The 21312-nt window shown below is 65.3% G+C and carries 23 protein-coding genes, 4 pseudogenes and 1 other annotated feature; of the genes and pseudogenes, 7 read left to right on the top strand and 20 right to left on the bottom strand.

Translation table 11 applies throughout. The features are described 5' to 3' along the window. Positions 1-270 precede the first annotated feature (270 nt). Positions 271-393 carry a hypothetical protein gene (locus tag JUB11_RS33250; protein WP_282189138.1) on the bottom strand — a complete coding sequence of 41 codons (123 nt, stop codon included), beginning with the start codon at positions 391-393 and terminating at the stop codon, positions 271-273. 47 nt (positions 394-440) lie between these two features. Beyond that, the gene (locus JUB11_RS22595; RefSeq protein WP_207461037.1) at positions 441-662 is read right to left on the bottom strand and encodes a hypothetical protein; all 222 of its coding nucleotides are present in this window, start codon (positions 660-662) and stop codon (positions 441-443) included. Between the two features lie 809 nt (positions 663-1471). On the opposite strand from JUB11_RS22595, the gene JUB11_RS22590 reads away from it, so the two are divergent. Beyond that, a complete protein-coding gene (locus JUB11_RS22590; RefSeq protein WP_207461035.1) occupies positions 1472-1675 on the top strand; it encodes a hypothetical protein in 204 nt (67 codons plus the stop codon). Positions 1676-1706: 31 nt separating this feature from the next. On the opposite strand, the gene JUB11_RS22585 is transcribed toward JUB11_RS22590, so the two are convergent. Together JUB11_RS22585 and JUB11_RS22580 are read right to left on the bottom strand one after the other, a co-directional pair. After that, positions 1707-1964: a hypothetical protein gene (locus tag JUB11_RS22585; protein WP_207461032.1), complete on the bottom strand. Its 258-nt coding sequence runs from the start codon at positions 1962-1964 to the stop codon at positions 1707-1709. A gap of 214 nt (positions 1965-2178) precedes the next feature. Then, the gene (locus JUB11_RS22580; RefSeq protein ID WP_207461031.1) at positions 2179-2385 is read right to left on the bottom strand and encodes a hypothetical protein; all 207 of its coding nucleotides are present in this window, start codon (positions 2383-2385) and stop codon (positions 2179-2181) included. 375 nt (positions 2386-2760) lie between these two features. Here JUB11_RS22580 and JUB11_RS22575 point away from each other — a divergent pair, with 375 nt between their 5' ends. After that, complete coding sequence (locus JUB11_RS22575) at positions 2761-3141, top strand: rhodanese-like domain-containing protein (protein WP_207461030.1); 381 nt, start codon at positions 2761-2763, stop codon at positions 3139-3141. 866 nt (positions 3142-4007) lie between these two features. Here the strand turns inward: JUB11_RS22575 and JUB11_RS22570 are convergent. Further along, complete coding sequence (locus JUB11_RS22570; protein ID WP_207461029.1) at positions 4008-4463, bottom strand: MarR family transcriptional regulator; 456 nt, start codon at positions 4461-4463, stop codon at positions 4008-4010. A 239-nt stretch (positions 4464-4702) separates the two neighbouring features. Here JUB11_RS22570 and JUB11_RS22565 point away from each other — a divergent pair, with 239 nt between their 5' ends. From JUB11_RS22565 to JUB11_RS22550, 4 genes are all read left to right on the top strand, one after another. Continuing rightward, entirely contained in the window at positions 4703-5272 is a 570-nt protein-coding gene (locus tag JUB11_RS22565; RefSeq protein ID WP_207461028.1) for a hypothetical protein, read from the top strand. A 207-nt stretch (positions 5273-5479) separates the two neighbouring features. Then, entirely contained in the window at positions 5480-5830 is a 351-nt protein-coding gene (locus JUB11_RS22560; RefSeq protein WP_207461027.1) for a hypothetical protein, read from the top strand. Positions 5831-5942: 112 nt separating this feature from the next. Then, positions 5943-6278, top strand: a complete 336-nt coding sequence (locus tag JUB11_RS22555) for a hypothetical protein (RefSeq protein WP_207461026.1) — start codon at positions 5943-5945, stop codon at positions 6276-6278. A gap of 483 nt (positions 6279-6761) precedes the next feature. Next, positions 6762-6992 carry a hypothetical protein gene (locus JUB11_RS22550; RefSeq protein WP_207461025.1) on the top strand — a complete coding sequence of 77 codons (231 nt, stop codon included), beginning with the start codon at positions 6762-6764 and terminating at the stop codon, positions 6990-6992. A gap of 299 nt (positions 6993-7291) precedes the next feature. Here JUB11_RS22550 and JUB11_RS22545 read toward each other — a convergent pair whose 3' ends face one another. The 5 genes and pseudogenes from JUB11_RS22545 to JUB11_RS22525 all read right to left on the bottom strand — a co-directional run bounded on the left by JUB11_RS22545 (position 7292) and on the right by JUB11_RS22525 (position 9469). After that, positions 7292-7519 (bottom strand): hypothetical protein, encoded by a 228-nt coding sequence (locus JUB11_RS22545; RefSeq protein ID WP_207461023.1) that lies wholly within the window; start codon positions 7517-7519, stop codon positions 7292-7294. 58 nt (positions 7520-7577) lie between these two features. Next, positions 7578-7886: pseudogene (locus JUB11_RS33245) on the bottom strand (tyrosine-type recombinase/integrase); the annotation flags it as partial. Further along, a pseudogene (locus JUB11_RS22535) lies at positions 7772-9067 on the bottom strand (IS3 family transposase). The pseudogenes JUB11_RS33245 and JUB11_RS22535, both read right to left, overlap by 115 nt. Continuing rightward, positions 8666-8783: a sequence feature (AL1L pseudoknot), on the bottom strand. Its footprint overlaps the pseudogene before it by 118 nt. Further along, positions 9033-9242 carry a hypothetical protein gene (locus tag JUB11_RS22530; protein WP_207461021.1) on the bottom strand — a complete coding sequence of 70 codons (210 nt, stop codon included), beginning with the start codon at positions 9240-9242 and terminating at the stop codon, positions 9033-9035. Before JUB11_RS22530 ends, JUB11_RS22535 begins: the two are co-directional and overlap by 35 nt. Beyond that, a complete protein-coding gene (locus JUB11_RS22525) occupies positions 9242-9469 on the bottom strand; it encodes a hypothetical protein (RefSeq protein ID WP_207461020.1) in 228 nt (75 codons plus the stop codon). The genes JUB11_RS22530 and JUB11_RS22525 overlap by 1 nt, the downstream gene beginning before the upstream one ends. 138 nt (positions 9470-9607) lie before the next feature. Here JUB11_RS22525 and JUB11_RS22520 point away from each other — a divergent pair. Next, positions 9608-10848: pseudogene (locus JUB11_RS22520) on the top strand (IS3 family transposase). 132 nt (positions 10849-10980) lie between these two features. Here JUB11_RS22520 and JUB11_RS22515 read toward each other — a convergent pair. The 10 genes and pseudogenes from JUB11_RS22515 to JUB11_RS22470 all read right to left on the bottom strand — a co-directional run. Further along, positions 10981-11205: a formate dehydrogenase subunit delta gene (locus JUB11_RS22515; protein WP_348771491.1), complete on the bottom strand. Its 225-nt coding sequence runs from the start codon at positions 11203-11205 to the stop codon at positions 10981-10983. 33 nt (positions 11206-11238) lie between these two features. Continuing rightward, positions 11239-12024, bottom strand: a complete 786-nt coding sequence (fdhD, locus tag JUB11_RS22510; protein ID WP_207461018.1) for a formate dehydrogenase accessory sulfurtransferase FdhD — start codon at positions 12022-12024, stop codon at positions 11239-11241. Positions 12025-12051: 27 nt separating this feature from the next. After that, on the bottom strand, positions 12052-14913 hold the full coding sequence (gene fdhF / locus JUB11_RS22505) for a formate dehydrogenase subunit alpha (RefSeq protein WP_207461017.1): 2862 nt from the start codon (positions 14911-14913) through the stop codon (positions 12052-12054). Between the two features lie 23 nt (positions 14914-14936). Further along, the gene (locus JUB11_RS22500) at positions 14937-16517 is read right to left on the bottom strand and encodes a formate dehydrogenase beta subunit (protein WP_207461015.1); all 1581 of its coding nucleotides are present in this window, start codon (positions 16515-16517) and stop codon (positions 14937-14939) included. Further along, complete coding sequence (locus JUB11_RS22495) at positions 16514-17002, bottom strand: formate dehydrogenase subunit gamma (RefSeq protein ID WP_207461013.1); 489 nt, start codon at positions 17000-17002, stop codon at positions 16514-16516. Before JUB11_RS22495 ends, JUB11_RS22500 begins: the two co-directional genes overlap by 4 nt. Before the next feature lie 150 nt (positions 17003-17152). Beyond that, positions 17153-18130 (bottom strand): LysR family transcriptional regulator, encoded by a 978-nt coding sequence (locus JUB11_RS22490; RefSeq protein WP_207461011.1) that lies wholly within the window; start codon positions 18128-18130, stop codon positions 17153-17155. 18 nt (positions 18131-18148) lie between these two features. Next, positions 18149-18964, bottom strand: coding sequence for a molybdate ABC transporter substrate-binding protein (locus JUB11_RS22485; protein WP_207461010.1), 816 nt, complete (start codon positions 18962-18964; stop codon positions 18149-18151). Between the two features lie 428 nt (positions 18965-19392). Continuing rightward, positions 19393-19809: a type II toxin-antitoxin system VapC family toxin gene (locus JUB11_RS22480; protein WP_207461008.1), complete on the bottom strand. Its 417-nt coding sequence runs from the start codon at positions 19807-19809 to the stop codon at positions 19393-19395. Beyond that, positions 19809-20066 (bottom strand): type II toxin-antitoxin system Phd/YefM family antitoxin, encoded by a 258-nt coding sequence (locus tag JUB11_RS22475; protein ID WP_207461007.1) that lies wholly within the window; start codon positions 20064-20066, stop codon positions 19809-19811. Before JUB11_RS22475 ends, JUB11_RS22480 begins: the two co-directional genes overlap by 1 nt. A 234-nt stretch (positions 20067-20300) precedes the next feature. After that, positions 20301-21127 (bottom strand): annotated as a pseudogene (locus JUB11_RS22470) (IS5 family transposase); the annotation flags it as partial. Positions 21128-21312: the final 185 nt, after the last annotated feature.

Here is a 21312-nt window from a genome sequence, read left to right as displayed (position 1 = left end):
TACCTCCCGCTATCGAGGATCTTGACGGTCCGACTGTTGTCCGCAGCCCAAGGCAATCATGCGGTTGATAATTTTGCGTCGAGTAGAGGCTCGAAGGCACAGCTACGAACCATCATGCGGCATAGCCGAAGCTGGTAACCGATTCTGAAATGCCCATTGTGGGCAGGCCTAAAAACGACAAAAGCGCCGTCCGGATGGGCGGCGCTTGACGTCAGTGTAGATAGAAGCGGCCTACGGAGTATCTGGAGGCCGTTCCTTGCCGTTTGCTGGTCAGATGACCGCGAACAGGCGGGACTTCTCGATCCAGGCGTTCATGAAGGCAATGAAGCCCTTCAGGAAGCTACCCGAGGAACGCTTGTCGGTACCGAAATCCGAATAGGTCGCGTAGGTCATTTTCGTCTCCGTCGCTCGATGGGAAGAATGAGGTCTGTCGGTTTGGCTTACTCGCGGATCAGCGCCGGCAGATCCATGGCGGAGCGGGCGATGTCCTGGCGGCGCAGGCCGCGGGCGGCGAGCTGGGCGTTGCTCTTGGTGGAGAGCGCGCTGTAGGTGGCGTAAGCGGCGGAGGCTTCGACCCAGGCGCTGACGAACTCGCTGATCGCCTTGAGGATGCCCGAGGAGGTGCCGTCCGTGTCGAGATGCGAAGAAGTGAGATAGGCCATGGTGTCTCTCCAGCGTGTACGTCGTGTCGTTCTGTTGAGACGAATATAGTCTGGTATACAAAATCCCGTATACGCAAAAGACGCATTCCTAAGGTAGCGCCCACGCATAGCTGCGCTCTTTAGGGTTGCTAATAGTCAACCCTGCGGAATGTTTGTCAGTCCACCGATGTGCCGGTTGTGAGAGAGGGGACGCTCCAGGACAGGTGGGTGCGGCGCTGTCCTGCGTCCTGTTTGGGTATGCTCTAGATAAACACATCACCAGCAAGGTCTTACGCCACTGCTCGCAGTCGGTGGACCATTCTCCCTCAGTGCTGTCAGCCTCCATTGTTCCTTGTTGGCATTTGAGAGAGAGATCAGCCCGGTTTGGATACAATCCATTGTAACATTATGATACGCAATCGACTGCTGGCTTCAGGTATCGTGGTATGAAATTAGCAGTTATAATTCTGCTATGGAGAGAGTGTCTGGATTACTTAGATAAACTAAGAAGGCCTGAATATTTTATAATTGTTGATTGGATGTGGGTGCACCTTCTTTGGTTGCAGCCTCCGCTTTCAGCAACATGCCTACTAGCGTCCGCTCAACTCCGATTAGACGTTGCCGTACCTTGATGCAGCCGCATATTCGGCTTCGTTCACGGGTTTTCCGTATCGCACTGTGAATAGCGGACAGAATCGTTGTGTAGTCCTGCATACCAGCTTACCTATGATAGCAGCAATATGGTATAGCCTAGTCATAATGTTTTAACGGGGCGAATCAATAGTTGCCGTGATAGTGCTTTGTCACAAGCGCAACAAGCATGCAGAGGTATGCAGATGGTCGCCGTTCAAGAGCTATCCAACCCAAAGGGATTTTATACTGTGGTAATGGTTTGCCCTGCCGGAAAGCTGATCGCGACCCTCGCCGGCCCGTTCAAAGGCAGCATGGAGGCCAACAAGGCGGCTAAGGTTGAACAGGAGCGAATTGAAAAGGCTAGGCAGACAATCACAAGACGGCGTGATGAGAAGGGCTAAGCTCTATCAAGCCATACCGAAATGAAACTGCTCATCGCCTTTTTGCTGTGTCATAGAAGCGGCGATCTCCACGGGACGTGCGCGCATATTCGGTGCCATAGCGTGTCCTGTACGCCTTCACGTAGTCGAGCGCGACCAATGCGTCCATGACGTCCTTAACCTGATGCGGTGTTAGGTTAGCTTCCCGCGCGATCGTAAAAATTGACGCGGTCGGGACCGTGGCTCCGGAGCTTGGCGTGAAGCGAAGCACCTGAAGTGTCTCCCAGTTCAGGATCGCGGTGGTGATCATGGTGGCCGCCCTTGCTGTAGCGTCGGACACTCATGTCTGTAGATGGGGTGCCTTGGGCATCCCCACAGGCTCTTGTTTTATCTGCGCATACCCAAACAGGACGTTCCAGCGAGACACGGGAACAGCGGGGTCCCGTGCCCCGTTTGGGTCGGTTCTGGATTACGGGACAGGTTCGGCGAGCGGGCCTAGACCCTAATGGAACACACGGGAGCAGTTAAGCCGTCTCGCGCAATTCACGCACCACCTCGCCGCCCTTTGCCGTGAGCCGCCAGCGTGTCGCCACCAAGTCGATGTTCGTGACGAGCCCGTGCCTGATGCAGCCCATAACCACATCATCATCGGAATGGCGCTTCAGCTCCCAGGTGTCAGGATGCGCGGAGAGCAGCCAGTGCTTCTGGTCGTCCGTTAGGAGCAGATCCACAGCGATCCTCCCATTCACCATCGATGCCCAAAGCTTTCGGGGTCGCAACTTCTAGCTCGGGAGTGTCGTCTAGAGGCGTCTCCCTCTCTTGAACAGTCAGTCTAACTGATAATCTGTGATATCGTACAGATCAGGTACAGCACAGCAGACTTGAAGGCTGTCGGGTGCCGCCCGGCAGCCTTTTTCTCTCCGCATCCAGCTCGGAAAGGAGATGGATCATGAACAGGATCGCTGGCGATAACGGGCATGGAATAGGCCCCCTTGGGTTCATCATCTTCGCTGTCACCATCATCGTGGTTCTCTCCGCCCTTTTGGATTGGCTCATCTAGGATCGAGCTGTCCGACCGTGCGGTCTTGGAACATGGGAGGGGTGAGATGCCGACCTCTATCAAGGAGATGCTTGCGGCTGCCAATGCCTCAGTGCCGCGGATCAGCCACGAGGAAGCGGCTGCTCTGGTGGCGCAGGGCAATGCCTTGGTGCTCGACGTACGTGACCCGCCGGAACTGGCGGCAGATGGCAAAATCGCCGGCGCCGTGAACGTGTCGCGTGGGATGCTGGAATTCCGGGCCGATCCAGAGTCGCCCTACCATGATCCGGCATTCGACCGTAACCGGACCGTGATCCTCTACTGCGCCTCGGGTGGCCGGTCGGCACTGGCCGGCAAATCCCTGCAGGATCTCGGTTATCGCGATGTCCGCAATCTCGGCGCCTTCAAGGAATGGGTTGAGAACGGTGGTTCCGTCGAGCGGGCCTGATGGGCGGTATGCCGCGATCTGAACGTCCTTCTGGTGGGGCCACAGGACCAGGGTCGGTGTCATCGCAAATCCTCCCAGCCCCCTACCAAAATGGCCTTCTTTCGGCCGTTGCTACAGGCAAGATGGTCAAGAGGGCCTCCGTAGTGTTGCTGTAGTGCTGCGTAATGCAACAATATCAAGAGCTTACCACCGTAAGCGTAGTGTTGAACCACTACAAAGCTAGCCACAGCACCCAGAAAAATTTCAATGCCTTCAATGGTTTATGCCACCCGGTAGGGTGCGTATGGTGTAGCGACCGAGTTAAGGGAAAACGATCCCTGTCCGGGGCGTGCAGGACGGCCAAAATGGCCGGCCAGGGGGTCCTAACTGACCCCGATGAGCAACGCTCATCGGGTATTGCGCAAGAATGATGCTAACTGAGGCGAATATCGTGCAAACGTGACATGGTAATGATGCAAGGATGATGCATTTGAGGCGCGCTCTGGCCACCATAGGCGCTTTCGAAAACCTGCAGGTGGTCGGGCAAAGGCTGAGCCGTCCCGGTAGTCCATAGGGCGCGGAGGCCCGTAGCGCGCCCACAGAGCGCGGCGAAGGGCCGTCGCCCTGTGGACCCACCGGGACGGCGTTCGAGGCACTTGGCACGCTTCCACGAATGGTTTGGGGGCTTCCCTGAATAAGAGGGGTGGACGGACACGCTACGTCTCGGGTGCGTTCACGTTCTTACGATCCGCCAAGCGTTGAGAGCACACTGCCTGTCACCCAAACGCTTCGGCAGGTTTCGTGGCGACAAGATCAGCATGAGGGGGAAGGCGCCGGGTATGAGACTGATTGACTAAACCGTTCCGAGCAAAGCCGCGCGGCACTGGTCAATCAGTGGGGAGCGCGTCGTCACGTTCGGCGGCGCGCACCCGCTCCCTCAGGGAGACGACCCGGTCCCTGAGTTCGCGGACCTCGTTGCCCTGCAGGACTTTGCGCAGGAGCTTCGACGTGCAGTCCGACCTGTGGCCCAGCGCACGGCCGGTTTCGGTCAGCCGGACGCGCACAAGACGTTCGTCGGCGGCATCGCGGGCGCGGCGCACGTAGCCGGCCTGCTCCAGCCTCTTCAGCAGCGGCGTCAGCGTGCTGGATTCCAGGAACAGCTTCTCGCCGATCTGGCCAACGGTCTGGTCGTCCTCGGCCCAGAGCACAACCATGACGAGATACTGCGGGTAGGTAAGCCCGAGTTCATCCAGCAACGGCTTGGCGGCGCGGTTGATCGCGCGCGCGGTGGAATGGATGGCGAAGCAGAGGAACTCGTCGAGGTTCGGAGCATCGTGGGTCATGGCGGCCTCCTGGCGAACAGGCATTTATATATCGCGCACGATGTAATCGACATCGACAAATGTGCATGGCAGCCAGTCGGCTTTGATGCGCACATCACTATCGCACACGACATAATCGCTGCGTATGTTTTCCTCACGGCGATCGACGGTCGCCACCGAAACACCAGAACGAACTAGCCGGCGCCACGAGGGCGACGGCGACCAACCCGGGCCCCATGGGGCCAATCAGGAGATCCATCATGACCATCCGCAACGCCATCGCCGCCGCCGCCCTGTCCACCGTTGCGCTGCTGTCCGGCACCGCCTTCGCCGCCGACTTCGGCTCGCAGCTCTCCGAAGCCCAGGCTGCCAGTCATCAGGTCGACCGGGAAACCCGCGAGGCGGTGATACCCGCTCTGAGCGCTGCCCAGTCCTTCAGCGCCTGGGGCGCCCAGGACAAGGCGCAGGACTACTTGAGCTACGCCCGTGCCAAGCTCGGCCTCTCCGACACGGCCATCATCGCCACCCCGGTGGTCGCCGCTCCCCAGGCGGTCGAGGGCTTCGACCGGCAGCTGAGCGAGGCCAGGGCGAAAGCCGCCGGCGCCGCCGGCGAAACCCGTGAGATCGCCACCATCCACCTCAGCGCGGCCGAGGGCTATGCCCAGGGCGGCAATCAGGCGAAGGCGCAGCAGTACCTGAACTTTACCCGCGGCAAGCTGGGCCTGCCGGTCACCCAGGCCCAGACCGCCCAGCCGGTCGTCGCCTCCGGTGCCGCACTCCAGGTTGCGCAGGACAGCGGCCTCGTCGGGCTGCGCCCCGAAGCGCACTGACCCTCCAGACCGCAGCGGCGGGGGCCTATCGCTTCCCTTCCAGGCCTCCGCCGCATTGTTCTCAGTTCATGAACAGTATGCTTCCGCATTGAGCGTTTATCGCAACGCGGAGAACTCGTAGCTTTCTCTCACGGCCGGAACGACACCGGCCATCCCCTCAGTCCCCGGCGCACCGCTAAGGGGGCGCAACCTCCAAGGAGACCTTCCATGACCATCCGCACCACCATCGCCGCCGCCGCGCTCTCCACCGTCGCCCTGCTGTCGGGCACCGCCTTCGCCGCCGACTTCGGCACTCAGCTGAACGAGGCGCAGGTCGCCAGCCAGCAGGTTGACCGGGAGACCCGCGAGGCGGTAGCGCCGGCGCTGAACGCTGCGCAGTCCTTCAGCGCCTGGGGCGCTCAGGAGCAGGTGCAGGACTACCTGACCTACGCTCGCGCCAAGCTCGGCCTGTCCAACTCCTCAGCCGTCATCGCCACCCCGGTGGTCGCCAGCTCCCAGGGCGCGGCGGTCCAGCCGATCGACAACGGCATCATCGGTCTGCGCGCCGAAGCGCACTGATCGCACCGGCTTTCATCTGAAACGAGCAGCAGTCTTCCCTCACGGCCGGCATGACGCCGGCCGCCACCTCACCCCCACACCCTCAAGGGGGCTGTAACCTCGGAGACTTCTAATGACCATCCGCACCACGATCGCCGCCGCCGCTCTGTCCACCGTCGCCCTGCTGTCAGGCACGGGCTTCGCCGCCGACTTCGGCTCGCAGCTCTCCGAGGCGCAGGTTGCCAGCCAGGTCGCCGACCGCGACACCCGCGAGGCCGCCATCCCGGCGCTGAACGCCGCCCGCTCGCTGAACGCCCGGGGCTACCAGGGCCAGGCACAAGACCAGCTGACCTTCGCCCGCGGCAAGCTCGGCCTGTCCGCCTCCTCGGCCATCGTTGCCACGCCGGTGGTGTCGGCTCCCCAGCTCTCCGACGCGGGCATCGTCGGCCTGCGCGCCGAGGCTCACTGAGGACGGCAAGTCCCTGCGGTTTCCGGGCCGAACCGCCGGCATTCTCCCTTCACCACGAGCAGGAGAGGTTTGATCCACCGATCAGCCCCCATGGCCCGGCTTCCACGACGCAGCCCAGGCGCACCGGCCTGAGACCCCTTTCCCTCGCGCGGGGTTGTCCCACACGGGACAGATGAGCGCGGCTGGTCTCACTCGGAACGTCACCAGCGTCATGCAAGCAACGGCCGAGAGCGCGCGGCTCGTCCCCTTGGCAGCGCGGCGCGCAACACACGAGCGGCGGAGCCCTCCCAGCGGGGCCTCCGCCGCTTCCATTTTCTGGATGGTCTGGTGTCTCCGCCATGGCGATTCCGCATCCCTGCCCCCTCCCTCTTCACGCCGTGCTTCGCCGGCACAGATGGAGTCCTGGCGCCCGCCCCGCCGTGAGCGCTGGCGGCATGCGGATCCGCACGCTGCCAACCGATCAGCAGGAGAGGAAACGCGGCCATGAGAATGGTGCTCAACGCCTCCATCGAACTCGACGTTGCCGACCCGCGCGAGGCGACCGCATTCGAGCAGAACCTGTCCGCCTGGCTGCACCAGCAGCAAGCCGTGCGGGACGCCACGGTGAGCGGCAGCAGCGTCGGCAACACCGCGCTCTGGCGGCAGTCCCGAACCGCTGCATTCGGGCCGCGGCTGCGCAGCCCATTCGCCCGACAGCGCGCGCACGAAGCGTGACGACCGGCTCCATGAAACTGGCAGGGCCGGGCGGGCCCGCCGCCTTGCTGCCGAACCCCGATCACTGATCCAGGGTCTACGCGACAACGTAAAAGAGGCTGTACCGCGTCTTGTCGGTGCTCGCCTCTAAAGGGCACTCGGACGGACCACAGGCCCCCCGTGGTCCGTCCCTTCTTCCTGTGAACGAGCCGTAGCGTGGCATTCCGGGAAAACGGTCCGAGCGCTATCAAGCGCGCCCCAGGCCAGTTGGCGGCATGCGACGACCGAACCAGCTCCATCCGCCCCACCGAAAGCGCGGCTTAAAACATGTCCAGCTGGATCTGCCCACCGCCGAGGGCATGCCGGCGGGCAGCCTCCAGGGCTGCGCTCTGGGCGCGCTCCAGGGAGCGGGTCACGCCGGCGTCCACCTGAGCGCCGACCACAGTCACGATCCAGGCCCAGCTGTCGGGCCCGCGCCACAGCACGGTCAGATCGCAGCCGTGCGCCCGCGCCACGGCGTGCCGCGTGGTCCAGATCGTCGTGGTCATGCCGTCGTCTCCCGTTTCAGACCTTGAGCGCCAGGGCGGAGCTGTTGTTGGGCCGCACATGCAGGTATTTGCCCGTCGTGGCGATGGAGGCGTGGCCGAGGGTCTCCTTCACCAAGTGGATCGGCGCCTGGTTGTCGAGGGCGTGGGAGGCGTGGGCGTGGCGCAGCCAATGCGGCGACAGAGCCTCCGGCAGGCCGACCCGGGCCGCCGCGCTGAACCGCGCCGGGTTTTCCGGAGGCAGTTTGTGTTGAGTCACGCCGCCCTGGCGACGTCCTCCGCTTGGGCATAGTAGCGCGCCTCGGCCTCGGCGGGAGGAATGTTGCCGATGGGTGCGAGGAGACGCCGATGGTTGAACCCATCCACCCATTCCAGGGTGGCGAACTCCACGGCTTTCAGGGTGCGTCACGGCCCGCAGCGCCGGATCAGCTCGGTCTTGTAGAGGCCATTGATCGTCTCGCCCAGGCGTTGTCGTAGCTGTCGCCGACGCTGCCCACGGAGGATTCGACGCCGGCCTCGGTAAGACGCTCGGTGTACCGAATAGCAACGTATTGCGACCCACGGTCGCTATGGTGAATGAGTCCGCCGCCCTTGGCCGGCCGGCGGTCGTGAAGCGCTTGCTCCAGGGCATCCAGCACGAAGCCGGCGTGGGCTGTGCGCGACACCCGCCAGCCGAGCCCGAAGGGCCAGCGCAGCTACGATCCGGCGGGCGAAGGTGTCGACGACGAAGGCCACGTAGACGAAGCCCTGCCAGGTGGCGACGTAAGTGAAGTCCGCGACCCACAAGGCATTCGGGTGTGGCGCTTGGAACCGACGGTTCACCCGGTCCGCGGGCTCTCGCGGTTCCGTATCGGAACCGCTGCCGCCGCAAAGGGGGCAAGCCGTAGCCTTATCGCTGATCGTGGTCCGCACCGCCTTGCCGCGCACCGCACCCTTCAGGCCCATCTGCCGCATCAGCCGAGCCACCGTGCAGCGCGCCACCTCCATGCCCTCCCGCCGCAACTGCCGCCAGATTTTCCGCACCCCATAGACCTGGAAGTTCTCATCCCAGACCCGTTGGAGAGCCACACTCAGCTCCGCGTCGCTTCGCGAACGGGCTGGTGCCTTTGACGGATCGGCCCGGCGGGCGGCATGGGCGCGGTAGGTCGACGGGGCGATCGGCAGCACTTTGCAGATCGGCTCGACCCCGTGGGCGGCGCGATGCATCATCGATGAAGGCGATCATTTCCTGAACGGGCGGTCGAGCTCCGCCTGGGCGAAATACGCCGAGGCCTTGCGAAGGATCTCGTTGGCCTGGCGCAGTTCCCGGACCTCGCGTTCCAGCGCCTTGATCCGCTCCTGCTCATCCGTCGTCGGGCCAGGCCGTTTGCCCTGGTCGCGCTCGGCCTGCCGGACCCAATTCCGCAGCGTCTCGGGATTGCAGCCGACCTTCGACGCGATCGAGCTGATCGCCGCCCATTGCGAGGCGTGCTCGCCTTCATGCTCGAACACCATCCGAACCGCGCGCTCGCGGACTTCAGGGGCGTATTTGGGTGATGCTTGCTTCGTCATGATGACCCCACTCCTTCAGAAAATGGAGCCTCCGGGAAACCCGGCGCGGTTCAGCCTGCTCAAAGTTCTCCATCTGGAGAATTTTGATGGGCTCGTCCGGCCGCACCTCTCCGCGCGCCGCAGCCACCACATCAGCCCGCCTGTCGAGCAGTTGCCCCTTCTTGACCAGCTTCATCACGCAATCCCCAGCCGCTTGCGCAGGTACGCCCACAGCGCCTCAATGTCGTCGGACGCCTTGGCGCCGTCCACCTCAATGACGCCGACCTCGATGTCATAGGCGCGGTGAACCTCGTTCAGGTCTGGCAGCTCGACGGGGCACAAGTCGGCCCCCTTCCTGGTGAGCGAGCGCTTAGTCTCAGCGTTGTCGAGCGCCCGCGGCTTCAGCCGGTTCAGGACGACCATGGGGTGCTGCCCGGTTCGATGAGACAGCTGGCTGCGGTAAAATGAACCGCAACCGGAGGTCAGAAGATGAACGAGGAACAGGGGCGTAAGCCCGAGGGGGCGCCGGAGCGCGCCCACAACGCTGGCGCAGGCGCCCCCTTGGGCGCGGAGGCCCGCGCTCCCCAGCGGTTCTCCGCGCAACGCAAGCTGACCGCGGTTACGCGTCTTCTGCGCGGCGAGCCGCTGGAGGTGGTTGCCCGCGAGTTGAACGTCACCGTGGCGCGCCTGTCCGAGTGGCGTGAGCGCGCCCTGGCGTCGGCCGCGTCGGCCATGAAGGAGCGGAAACGCGACGAACGTGATGGGGAGATCGCGCGCCTGAAGGCCAAGGTTGGCGAGATCACTATGGCCAACGAGTTGCTGGAGGAGAAAATCGCCGCGCTGGAGGGCAAACGCCCTTTGGCCCGACGGAGGTCGAGACGATGAGCCAGACCCTCTCGCCCTCCATTCAGCGCCCTTACGGTCTGGCCCGTGTTGCCCGGCTCTGGCATGTGTCCCGCGCCACGGTTTACCGGCATCGCTTGATCTCGGCAGGGCGCCCGACGTCATCGCCCAGGCGTCCTGGGCCGCTTGATCCCTGTTCAGATGCGGAACTGGTTGAGCACATCCGCCAGCAGATCCTGGGGTCACGCTTCCATGGGGAGGGCTACTGCAAGATCTAGGCACCCCTACGCTTTGCAGGAATCCGCACCTCGGCCCGCCGAGTGAGGCGGCTGATGGGCACACATAGGCTGCTGGCCGCGCATCGGGTCGGGCGGCGGCGCACACGGGTGCACGACGGCACCATCGTCATCGAGACGGTGAACACGATGTGGGGCACGGACATGACGGAGACGATCACTGCAGCCGAGGGGGTGGCGCGCGTCTTCATCGCCGTCGATCATGCCAACACCGAAGTGGTGGGCATTCACGCCGCCAAGAGCGGCAACCGCTTTGAGGCTCTGGAAACGGTCCGCCAAGGCGTGCTGCGCCATTTCGGCCGCATCGGCCCAGGCGTGGCCACCGGGCTCAAGCTGCGCCATGACCACGGCTCAAACTACATGTCCGGCGATTTCCAGGACGAGATCCGGTACCTGGGCATCACCAGTTCGCCGTCCTTCGTGCGTGAGCCGGAGGGAAACGGCGTGGCCGAGCGCTTCATCCGGACGCTCAAGGAAAACCTCCTGTGGGTCCGCACCTTCGACACCGTCGAGGAACTCCGGCAAGCCCTGCTGGAATTCGCCCGGCACTACAACAACACTTGGCTCGTCGCCCGGCATGGCCACCGCTCCCCGGCTCAGGTGCGAGCCGACCAACTCCGAGTTGATCGGCCCTCCGAAGCCGGGCTGCCCTTGGCCCTCTGAACAAGCACAGTCGCCTGTCTCATTTCCGGGCCGCAGTACAAGGATCCGCCTTGGAAATCCAGAGGCACTGGTTCATCGTTAGCCACATCGCCGTGCTTTGCTCCAGTGTCTGCGGTCGATCATGCGACGGGATCAGGATGCAGCCGCCGGCTGCAGTTGACGAATGGCCTGCAGAACCACGGCATGGAACGATCCGGTGTCCGTGGTTGCTTGAGTGATGAGGGCCTGGCGCATGCGAGGCGGCCAGAAGCGCTGGATATGAGCTGCCGTTTCGGTGGCGGCCTCGTCAAGCGGGTAGGCCTCGAAGAAGGTGGCAATTTGGTTTGCCATCCGCACCACCGTTTGTTTGTCGTCCACGATCATCTCCTGTGAAGTCGGATGGCTGTCAGCTCAGCGGAAAAGAAGCACGCCGTCGGCGCGCGAGCGGGCAGCGAGCGTCATGCCGGCGGCGCGGGCGAGGTCGAAGGCGAGCGCCGTCGGGGCCGACATCGTCGCCAGCAGAGGGATGCCGACCGCCGCCGCCTTCTGCACCAGTTCGAAGCTGCAGCGGCTGGTCATCACCGCGAAGCCGGAGCCGGCCGGGATGCCGGCCCGCGCCAGCCCGCCCACCAGCTTGTCGAGCGCGTTGTGGCGGCCTACATCCTCCCGCGCCATCAGGATCCGGCCCGCCGGGTCGCACCAGGCCGCCGCGTGTACGGAACGGTTGTCGCGATTCATCGGCTGGTGGTCCGGAAGCCGGGCGAAGGCCGCCGCCACCGCCTCTGCGGACGGCCGGAAGCCGGGCGCGACCGGGCGCGGGTCGCGCACGGCGTTGCCCAGGCTGTCCACCCCGCAGATCCCGCAGCCGCTGCGCCCCTCCATGGAGCGGCGGCGGAGCGAGCCGCGCAGCAGGCGAAGCGGATCGACGTCGACATTCACGACGATGCCGTTCGTGGCCGTCCGCACCGTCACCGCCTCGACGTCGTCGGCTACCGCGACGATGTCCTCGCACAGGCTGAAGCCGAGCGCGAAGTCCTCCAGGTCGGCGGGGGTCGCCATCATCACGGCGTGGGAGCGCCGGTTGTATTCGATGGCGACCGGCGTCTCCTCCGCCAGCAGCCAGGTCACGGCGCCGCCCGGTGCCGTTCCCTGTCCGCCTTTTCCCGTCACCGCGACCGATCCGGCCGGTATCGGCATGGCCCGCACTCCCGCTGCCTTCCGCCTCTACTCGGCCGCCGCCCCGGCCATCGTCGTTGTCCGCACCGCGATGCGCTTGCGCTCGGCGTCCAGCCGCCCATGCTCGACCTGCCAGTCGGAGGGCTGGTTGCTGCGCGTCACCTGCACCGCCGTCACCTTGAATTCGGGGCAGTTGGTCGCCCAGTCCGAATTGTCGGTGGTGACGACGTTGGCGCCGGTCACCGGGTGATGGAAGGTGGTGTAGACGACGCCCTGCGGCATGCGGTCGGACACATGGGCCCGCAGGGTCGTGGCGCCCACCCGGCTCGCCAGCGACACGAGGTCGCCGTCGCGCACGCCGCGCTGCTCCGCGTCGTGCGGGTGGATCTCCAGTATGTCCTCCTTGTGCCAGGCGACGTTGGCGGTGCGGCGGGTCTGGGCGCCGACATTATAGTGGCTGAGGATGCGGCCCGTCGTCAGGATCAGCGGGAAGAAGCGCGAGGCGCGCTCCTCCGTCGGCACATATTCGGTGATCATGAAGCGGCCCTTGCCGTGCGTGAACTCCGTCTCGTGCATGATCGGCGTGCCGGTCGACGCCTCGTCCAGGCAGGGCCACTGCACGCTGCCCAGCCGGTCGAGCTTTTCGAAGCTGACGCCGCGGAAGGTCGGGGTCAGCCGTGCGATCTCGTCCATGATCTGCGACGCGTTCTCGTAATGCATGGGGTAGCCCATGGCGGTCGCCAGTTCGCAGACCACCTCCCACTCCTGCTTGCCGGTGCGCGACGGCATCACCGGGCGGACGCGGTTGATGCGGCGCTCGGCGTTGGTGAAGGTGCCGTCCTTTTCCAGGAAGGAGGTGCCCGGCAGGAAGACATGGGCGAAGGCCGCCGTCTCGTTCAGGAACAGGTCCTGCACGACGACGCATTCCATGGACTCCAGCGCGGCGCTGACATGGTTGGTGTTGGGGTCGGACTGGGCGATGTCCTCGCCCTGAACAAACAGCCCCTTGAAGTGGCCGCCGATGGCGGAGTCGAACATGTTGGGGATGCGCAGGCCCGGTTCCGGGTCGAGCGTGGCGCCCCAGAACTCCTGGAACATCTCGCGCACCGTGTCGTCCGACACGTGGCGGTAGCCCGGCAGCTCGTGCGGGAAGGACCCCATGTCGCAGGAGCCCTGCACGTTGTTCTGGCCGCGCAACGGGTTCACGCCCACGCCCTCGCGCCCGATGTTGCCGGTCGCCATGGCGAGGTTCGCCATCGCGATGACGGTGGTCGAGCCCTGGCTGTGCTCGGTCACCCCCAGTCCGTAATAGATCGCGGCGTTGCCGCCGGTGGCGTAGAGCCGGGCGGCGGCGCGGATCTCCGCGGCGGGTACGCCGGTGTATTTCTCGACCGCCTCGGGGCTGTGACGCGGGTCGGCGATGAAGCCCTCCCACCGCTCGAACTCCCGGCCGTCGCAACGCGCCGCGACGAAGCCGCGGTTCACCAGCCCTTCGGTGACGATGACGTGGCCCATCGCGTTCATGACCGCGACGTTGGTGCCGGGGCGGAGCTGCAGATGGTGGCTCGCCTGGACGTGCGGGCTGCGCACCAGGTCGATGCGGCGCGGATCGACGACGATCAGCTTCGCCCCCTTGCGCAGCCGCTGCTTCATGCGCGAGCCGAAGACCGGGTGGCCGTCGGTCGGGTTGGCGCCGATCACCAGGATGACGTCGGATTTGTCGACGCTGCGGAAATCCTGCGTGCCGGCGGATTCGCCGAAGGTCCGCTTCAGCCCGTAGCCGGTGGGGGAGTGGCAGACGCGGGCGCAGGTGTCGACGTTGTTGTTGCCGAAGGCGGCGCGGATCATCTTCTGGACGAGATACACCTCCTCGTTCGTCGTGCGGGACGAGGTGATGCCGCCGATGGACTCGCGGCCATGCCGCTCCTGCACGCCCTTCAGCCTTTCGGCCGCATGGGCGATGGCCTCCTCCCAGGACACGACGCGCCAGGGATCGGAGATCCTGTCGCGGATCATTGGGCTGGTCTGGCGGTCCTGGTGGGTGGTGTAGCCCCAGGCGAAGCGGCCCTTGACGCAGGAATGGCCCTCGTTGGCGCCGCCGTCCTTGTGCGGGACCATGCGGACCACCTCGGCCCCCTGCATCTCCGCCCGGAAGGAGCAGCCGACGCCGCAATAGGCGCAGGTGGTGATGGCGCTGTGCTCCGCCTGGCCCTTCTCGATGACGGACTTCTCCATCAGCGTGGCGGTCGGGCAGGCCTGGACGCAGGCGCCGCAGGACACGCAGTCGCTGTCCATGAAGCTGTCGAGCGCGCCCGGCGTGATCTTGGACTCGAAGCCGCGCCCGTCGATGGTCAGGGCGAAGGTCCCCTGCACCTCGTCGCAGGCCCGCACGCAGCGGGAGCAGACGATGCATTTGGACGGGTCGAAGGTGAAGTAGGGGTTGCTCTCGTCCTTCTCCGCCTTCAGGTGGTTCTCGCCCTCGAAGCCGTAGCGCACTTGGCGCAGCCCGACCGCGCCGGCCATGTCCTGAAGCTCGCAATCGCCGTTGGACGGGCAGGTCAGGCAGTCCAGCGGGTGGTCGGAGATGTACAGCTCCATCACCCCGCGCCGCAACCGGGCGAGCCGGTCGTTCTGGGTGGAGACCTTCATGCCGGGTGCGACCGGCGTGGTGCAGGAGGCGGGCGTGCCGCGCCGCCCCTCGATCTCCACCATGCAGAGCCGGCAGGAGCCGTAGGCCTCCAGATGGTCGGTGGCGCAGAGCTTGGGCACGCTGATGCCGGCTTCGGCCGCCGCGCGCATCACGGAGGTGCCCTCCGGCACGCTGACACGGCGCCCGTCGATCTCCAGCGTGACGTAGACGTCGGAGCTGCGGGCCGGGGTGCCGTAATCGAATTCCCTGATCGACGACATGGTCTGATCCTCTGTCCTTCCGGTCATTCCGCGGCGGCGCGGTCGGGGGTGCGGGCGAAATCTTCCGGGAAATGCTTCAGCGCACTTCGCACGGGGATCGGCGTCATGCCGCCCATGGCGCAGAGCGAGCCGTCGGTCATGACCTCGCAGAGGTCCTGGAGGAGGGCTATGTTCTTGGCGACGCTATCGCCGGCGATGATGCGGTCCATCACCTCCACCCCGCGCACGGCGCCGATGCGGCACGGGGTGCATTTGCCGCAGGACTCCGCCGCGCAGAACTCCATCGCGAAGCGGGCCTGGCGCGCCATGTCCACGCTGTCGTCGAACACGACGATGCCGCCATGGCCGACCATCGCCTCCACCGCCGCGAAGGCCTCGTAATCCTTAGGCAGGTGGAACTGCGATTCCGGCAGATAGGCGCCGAGCGGGCCGCCGGCCTGGACGGCGCGGATCGGCCGGCCGCTGGCGGTGCCGCCGCCGAACTCGTACAGCAGCTCGTGCAGCGTGACGCCGAAGGCCTTTTCCACGATGCCGCCGCGCCGGATGTTGCCGGCGAGCTGGAAGGCCAGCGTGCCGCGCGACCGGCCGACGCCGAAGTCGCGGTAATGGGCCGCTCCCTTCTCCAGGATCACCGGAACGGAGGTCAGCGACAGCACGTTGTTGACCACCGTCGGCTTGCCGAACAGCCCTTCCAGCGCCGGAAGCGGCGGCTTGGCGCGGACCATGCCGCGCTTGCCCTCCAGGCTTTCCAGCATGGAGGTCTCCTCGCCGCAGATGTAGGCGCCAGCCCCGACCCGGACGTCCAGATGGAATGTGTGCTCCGTGCCGTGGATGCGCTCGCCGAGCCAGCCCTCGGCGCGGGCCAACCGGATCGCCTCGCGCATCGTGGCGATGGCGTGCGGGTATTCGGAGCGGATGTAGACGTAGCCCTCCGTCGCGCCCACGGCGATGCCGGCGATGGTCATGCCCTCGACCAGCAGGAAGGGGTCGCCCTCCATGATCATGCGGTCGGCGAAGGTGCCGCTGTCGCCCTCGTCGGCGTTGCAGCAGATGAACTTCTGGTCCGCCCGGGCGTCCAGCACCGTCCTCCACTTGATGCCCGTGGGGAAGCCGGCGCCGCCGCGCCCGCGCAGGCCCGATTCCAGAACTTCCGCGACAATCTCCGCCGGCGTCAAGGACAGCGCGCGCTCCAGCCCGCGGAAGCCGCTGTGCGACCGGTAGTCGGCGACGGACAGCGGGTCGATCACGCCGCAGCGGGCGAAGGTCAGCCGCTCCTGGTTCCTGAGGTAGGGGATCTCCTCGGTGGGACCGAGGCAGAGCGGGTGATCGCAACTCGTCGGGAAGCCGGTCTCGAACAGGGTGGACACGTCCTCCGGAGCCACGGGGCCATAGGCGATGCGGCCCGACGCGGTCGCGACCTCCACCAGTGGCTCCAGCCACAGCATGCCGCGCGAACCGTTGCGCACAAGCCTCACCGGCAGGCCGCGCTTCAGCGCCTCGGCCCGGATGGCGTCGGCCACCTCGTCGGCGCCGACGGACAGGGCCGCGGCATCGCGCGGCACGTAAACGGTGATTTCCGGATTGGACGCTTCGAACGCGGTCATCGTGCGGTCTCCGCGGCCAGGGTGGCGCCGAGGATGGCGTCTATGCGCCGCGCGTCCACGCGGCCGTAGAGGCGTTCATCCACCATCACGGCGGGGGAGAGCGCGCAGTTGCCGAGGCAGAAGACGGACTCGACCGTGAAGGCGTCGTCCGCCGTCGTCCCGCCGAGCGAGACCGACAGGCTCCGTTCGATGTGGCTCACCAGATCGTCGCAGCCCATGGACTGGCAGGCCTCCGCCCGGCAGACCTTCACCGTGTGACGGCCGGGGCGGGTGCGGCGGAACTCATGATAGAAGGAGACCACCCCATGCACGTCGGCGCGCGACAGGTTCAGCTCCCGCGCCAGCAGCGGGACGGCGGCCTGGTCGATGCAGCCGAATTCTTCCTGCAGGGCGTGAAGTATCGGCAGCAGGGAGCCGCGCAGATGGCGGTGTTCGGCGACAATGGCGCAGGCGCGCTCTTCGCGCCATGGGGCTCGGGCGTTCACGGTCCCTCCTCGCGGCCAACGGAGCGGTGGCTGCTTGCTTTGGCTTGACTGCCCGAGGGGGCGTGTTGGCTGTCTTAGGTCCTACGGGCTTTTGTCAGGATGGCCCTCTTTCCTTGGACTTGGCAAATTTCATTTGCAAATCCGCCGATATCAATTCCCTATCATCGAGGCGTCCGGCTCCACCGGGGCCGCCGCCGGCCGCAGCCAGGGGCCGAGCGCCTCTGCCATCGCCGCCTCGATCCGCTGGGTCACGGCGCGTTCGGCCGCTGTGTCAGACAGGGCTTTGGCAAGCGGGGCCGGCGGATCGCGGTTGGCGCAGACCAGCCCGACGACATGGGTCAGGCTGGGCTCGACCAGCGGCAGCGCCACGAGGTCAGGGTGGGCTGAGAAAAGGGTGAGGAGCTGGCTCGGCACGATGCTGGCGCACAGCCCGTTGCGCACCGTCGTGTAGAGCGAGACGATGGAGTTGGTCTCGATCGACGGTGCCACGATCCGGTTCGCCATGCGAAAGGCGGAATCAGTGATGCGGCGGTTTTGCATGTCCGGCGTCAGCAGGCACAGCGGCAACTCGGCCGCGTCGCGCCAGGGAATGCCGTTTGCCGGGTTGCCGGCTAGCGTACGCCGGGCGAGCAGCAGGTAGCGCTCCGAATAGAGGGGCACGCTGCGCACGTTGTTGAGCGGCTCGTTGTCGAGGTAGGTGACGGCGGCGTCCAGCGTGAACTCGTCCAACTCGCGCTGGATGTCGCGGGAGCTGAGCGAGATGACGGAGGCGCGGATCCGTGGATAGCGCTCGCCGAAGCGGGCCAGCAGATGCGGCAGAACGGGCAAGGCGGTCGGGATTGCCCCGATGCGCAGACTGCCTGAAACCCCCTCCGCCAGAAGTTGCAGTTCCTGGCGCAGCCCGTCGCGCTCGGCGACGATGCGCCGGGCGTATTCCAGCACCTTCATCCCTTCCGGCGTGAAGCCGGCGAACTTCTGGCCGCGTTCGACGATGGGCACCTGGAGGTCCGTCTCGAGCTGCCGGATGGCGTTCGACAGGGTCGGCTGCGAGACGTGGCAGGCCTCGGCCGCCCGACCGAAATGCTGTTCCCGCGCGAGCGCCAGGAGATAGACGAATTTCCGGAACAAGGGGCGGGTGCCTCCTGGCTATGGCGCTGTCGCGTCTTGCGGCAGGAGCGGCGCCTCGAACCCGTGCCGGGCAAGCACGCGCTGCCCCTCCGGCGAGAGGATGAACAGGGCGAGCCGCGCCGCTTCCGGCCGGTCGCCGAGCGCCACGAGACCGTAATCGGCCCCGACCGCCAGCTCCGGCGGAATGCTGACCGCCTCCAGCTCGGACGTCTCGCGCGCCGCCTGGACGGCGTTGGTGCAGTAGGTCAGGAAGATATCCGCCCGCCTCTCCTCCAGGATCAGCCCGTAGACGCTGCGATCGGTCGGCGGCTTCGGCGAACTCGGCCCACCGGTTAGCCGCATTGCCTTAGCGTCCAGCGCCTCAGCGGCGCCGGGGCGGAGCTCACCCGCTTTCCGAAAGAGCGCCAGGGCGTAGTCGCCGGACGGGTCGGCCTTTGGTGTGGAGATGCCGACCCGCACCGCCGGGTCGAGCAGTCGGTCGAGCAAGTTGTCGGTGTTGACGCCTAACCCAGCCTGCGCGAGCGCACATAGTCGGTTGCGCGTGAACAGCACGACCGGTCGCCCGTCCGCAGCGGCGAGCGCCTGCGGATGCTCCATATTGGCCGATGCGAAAACGTCAGCCGCCTCGCCCCCGGCGATCCGGTCCTTCAGCAGCCCCGACGCCCCGAAAACAGGCTCGATCGGCGCGCCGCCCGTCACCCGAAAAACGTCGGCAGCCTCCGTTAAGGCGGCTCGTAGGCTGCCCGCGGCATACAGCCGAATAGGCGTCTCAGCCAGGGTGGGGGATACAGCGGCCATCATGGCAAACAGGAAAGTAAGGGCAGCAAGGCGCATGGTAGCCTCATGGACCGGAGTCCATCGCGTCTGTAGGTAGAGCGGAGCACATGCACGCCTTATGCGGGACCGACGGCAAACAATCAATATGCAATGGATTGCATATAAGTGGAGCTAATAACAGGGGGGTCGCCTGAATAAACATGAAGTTAACTTGGATTGATCGTTCCTTGGGATCCGCCCCAGCGGCGGAGAGGTGTCCCTGCCGGAACGAAGCACAGGTCATTCCGCGACTTTGCTTGCCGCTTCCCCCTGGGGTGAGCTCGCTGCGCACCTTGGAAGACCAGAGCTTTCAGACGCCATGGTGAGGCGGGCCTGTCCCGACCTCGGAAAGAACCACAGAGCCGGCAGGTCACCTCATCAACGCCGTTGCCGATGATCCCTCTTTTGAGGGCTTGCCTCCTGTACCCGCAATTAAAGAAAAAGTCTCAGCTGCTGCTCCAAGGGTTGAGCAACGGCACGCCCATCGGCTCGAAATCACGCACGTTGCGGGTCACGACGGTCAAGCGATGAACCAGCGCGGTGGCCGCGATCAGGCTGTCACTTTGTGGGCGCGGGTCGGGAACATGGAGGGTGGCATACCGCTGCGCCACATCCGCATCAACCGGCAATATCCGATCACGGAACGCAAGTATCACTTGGCTGTCGATCCACGTCCGCAAAGCGGTGCCCTGAGCTGCATCCCTGCGCCCAACGAGCGCTGCGCCAAGTTCGATCTCGAGAAGGGTAATGGCCGAGATGAACATGTCAATTGGCGCCGTACTCATCGCCCAGGCTAACAAACCAGGGTTCGCACGGGCCGGCCGTCGCAGTTCCGAGATGGCGTTGGTGTCGAGCAGGAACATCAATCGAAGGTCGCCGACCGGGCAACGTCGCCGATCCGCAGCGGCTCGAAGTCGAAATCGTGCTCCGGACCATCCTGCCGCAGCAGCTCAACAATCGAGCCGCCCAGGTCGGCGGAAAGGCGCCGGTAGGCGTCATATCGGAGCAGAACAAAGGCTGGTTCTCCCCGATCGGTGACGATCACCGGCCCGTCCTCGGCGGCCCGCTTTGCCTCACTGGGGTTCTGGTTGAACTCCCGGCTAGACATGGTTCGTCCCATCAGCTTTCCCTCCTCATACCCCAGTGATGGCGCGATGCTACATTCATCGAGCGCAGTCAACAGAGTGTGTAGGCACGTCACTACATTTAAATGGGGATTGCTGGATCACGCGGCGGCCGGCGTCTCGCTGGGAGGCTCGGCTTTGCCTGTGATGAAACCTCCGACATCAGCCAAATCGACGAGCCTTGTTGCGCAAATCGGACTGCGGGCAAACTGCCTGCTATCTCTCGGGTTTCAGGCGAACTTGCGTGAGACCGGCATGCCGAGGCTGGTCATCCGATTGAGGAAGGCGCAGGCGACGCGGGTTTCGGCTTTCTGAGCGGGCAGAATCCTGGCCCGGAGGCTCCGTCCGATGACAAACTTTAGCGGAAGAAGGCGGTTTCCACGAGGGCGCGCCTTCCATAGCCGGTCGCTCTCTGCCAGCTCATTCGGCCCTTCTCGGCGATCTGCTGGATATGGTGGTCGCGCTGAGTGGGAGCGATCTCGGCCGTCTTCCCCGGCACCGCCGTGCCGCGGGGCGGGATGATCACCGCGGCATTGGGGTGCCGGTCGGCAACGGCATGGTAGACGGGGTCTCCGTCGTAGGCACCATCCGCCAAAAAGACGGTGACCGGGCCGGGGATCTGGTTGAGCAAGGGGCCGACCTGGGAGGCGTCGCCGTCCTCGGTCGTGGTCAGCTCCGCGGCCAGGATGTTTCCGCTGTCCGGATCGACGGCGATGTGCAGCTTGCGCCAGCTCCGACGCACTTTGCCGCCGTGCTTTTCCAGCTGCCATACGCCCGCGCCAACTATCTTCAGACCTGAGCTATCGATCACCACAGTCACGGGGCCATTCGGCTTCACCAACGCGGTCGCCAACGACAGGCGGGCACTGCGTCGGGCCAACGTGGTGTAGTCTGGAACCGGCAGCTCCAGACAGAGGATCTGCACGATGGAGCGCAGCAGACCCTCTGTCTGCCGCCACGGGCGGCCGAAGTCCAAGCGCAGCATGACCCCGGTCTCTATGGCAACGTCTGAGTAGGCCCGCGGCCGGTCCCTCCGGCCGGTGCCGGCGGGCGTCCATTCCCGGCCGCTTTGGGTCCAGTACTATGAATATAGCCACAGGTACCGGATGGGGGGGGTCCGGTACCCTTGGGGAAGGCCCTGGTCGCTGCCATGGCGTACCGGACGGGGGGGTCCGGTACGCCATGGGAAAGTGGGCTACTGGTGCTGAGCCATTTCATGCGTTATTTGCAAGCTATCTTGCG

It is taken from the genome of Azospirillum sp. SYSU D00513 (assembly GCF_017356015.1).
In the GTDB taxonomy this organism is placed as follows: domain Bacteria; phylum Pseudomonadota; class Alphaproteobacteria; order Azospirillales; family Azospirillaceae; genus Azospirillum.
The sequence above is the reverse complement of the archived record's forward strand: the minus strand, read 5'-3'. Positions and strand labels throughout refer to the sequence as shown.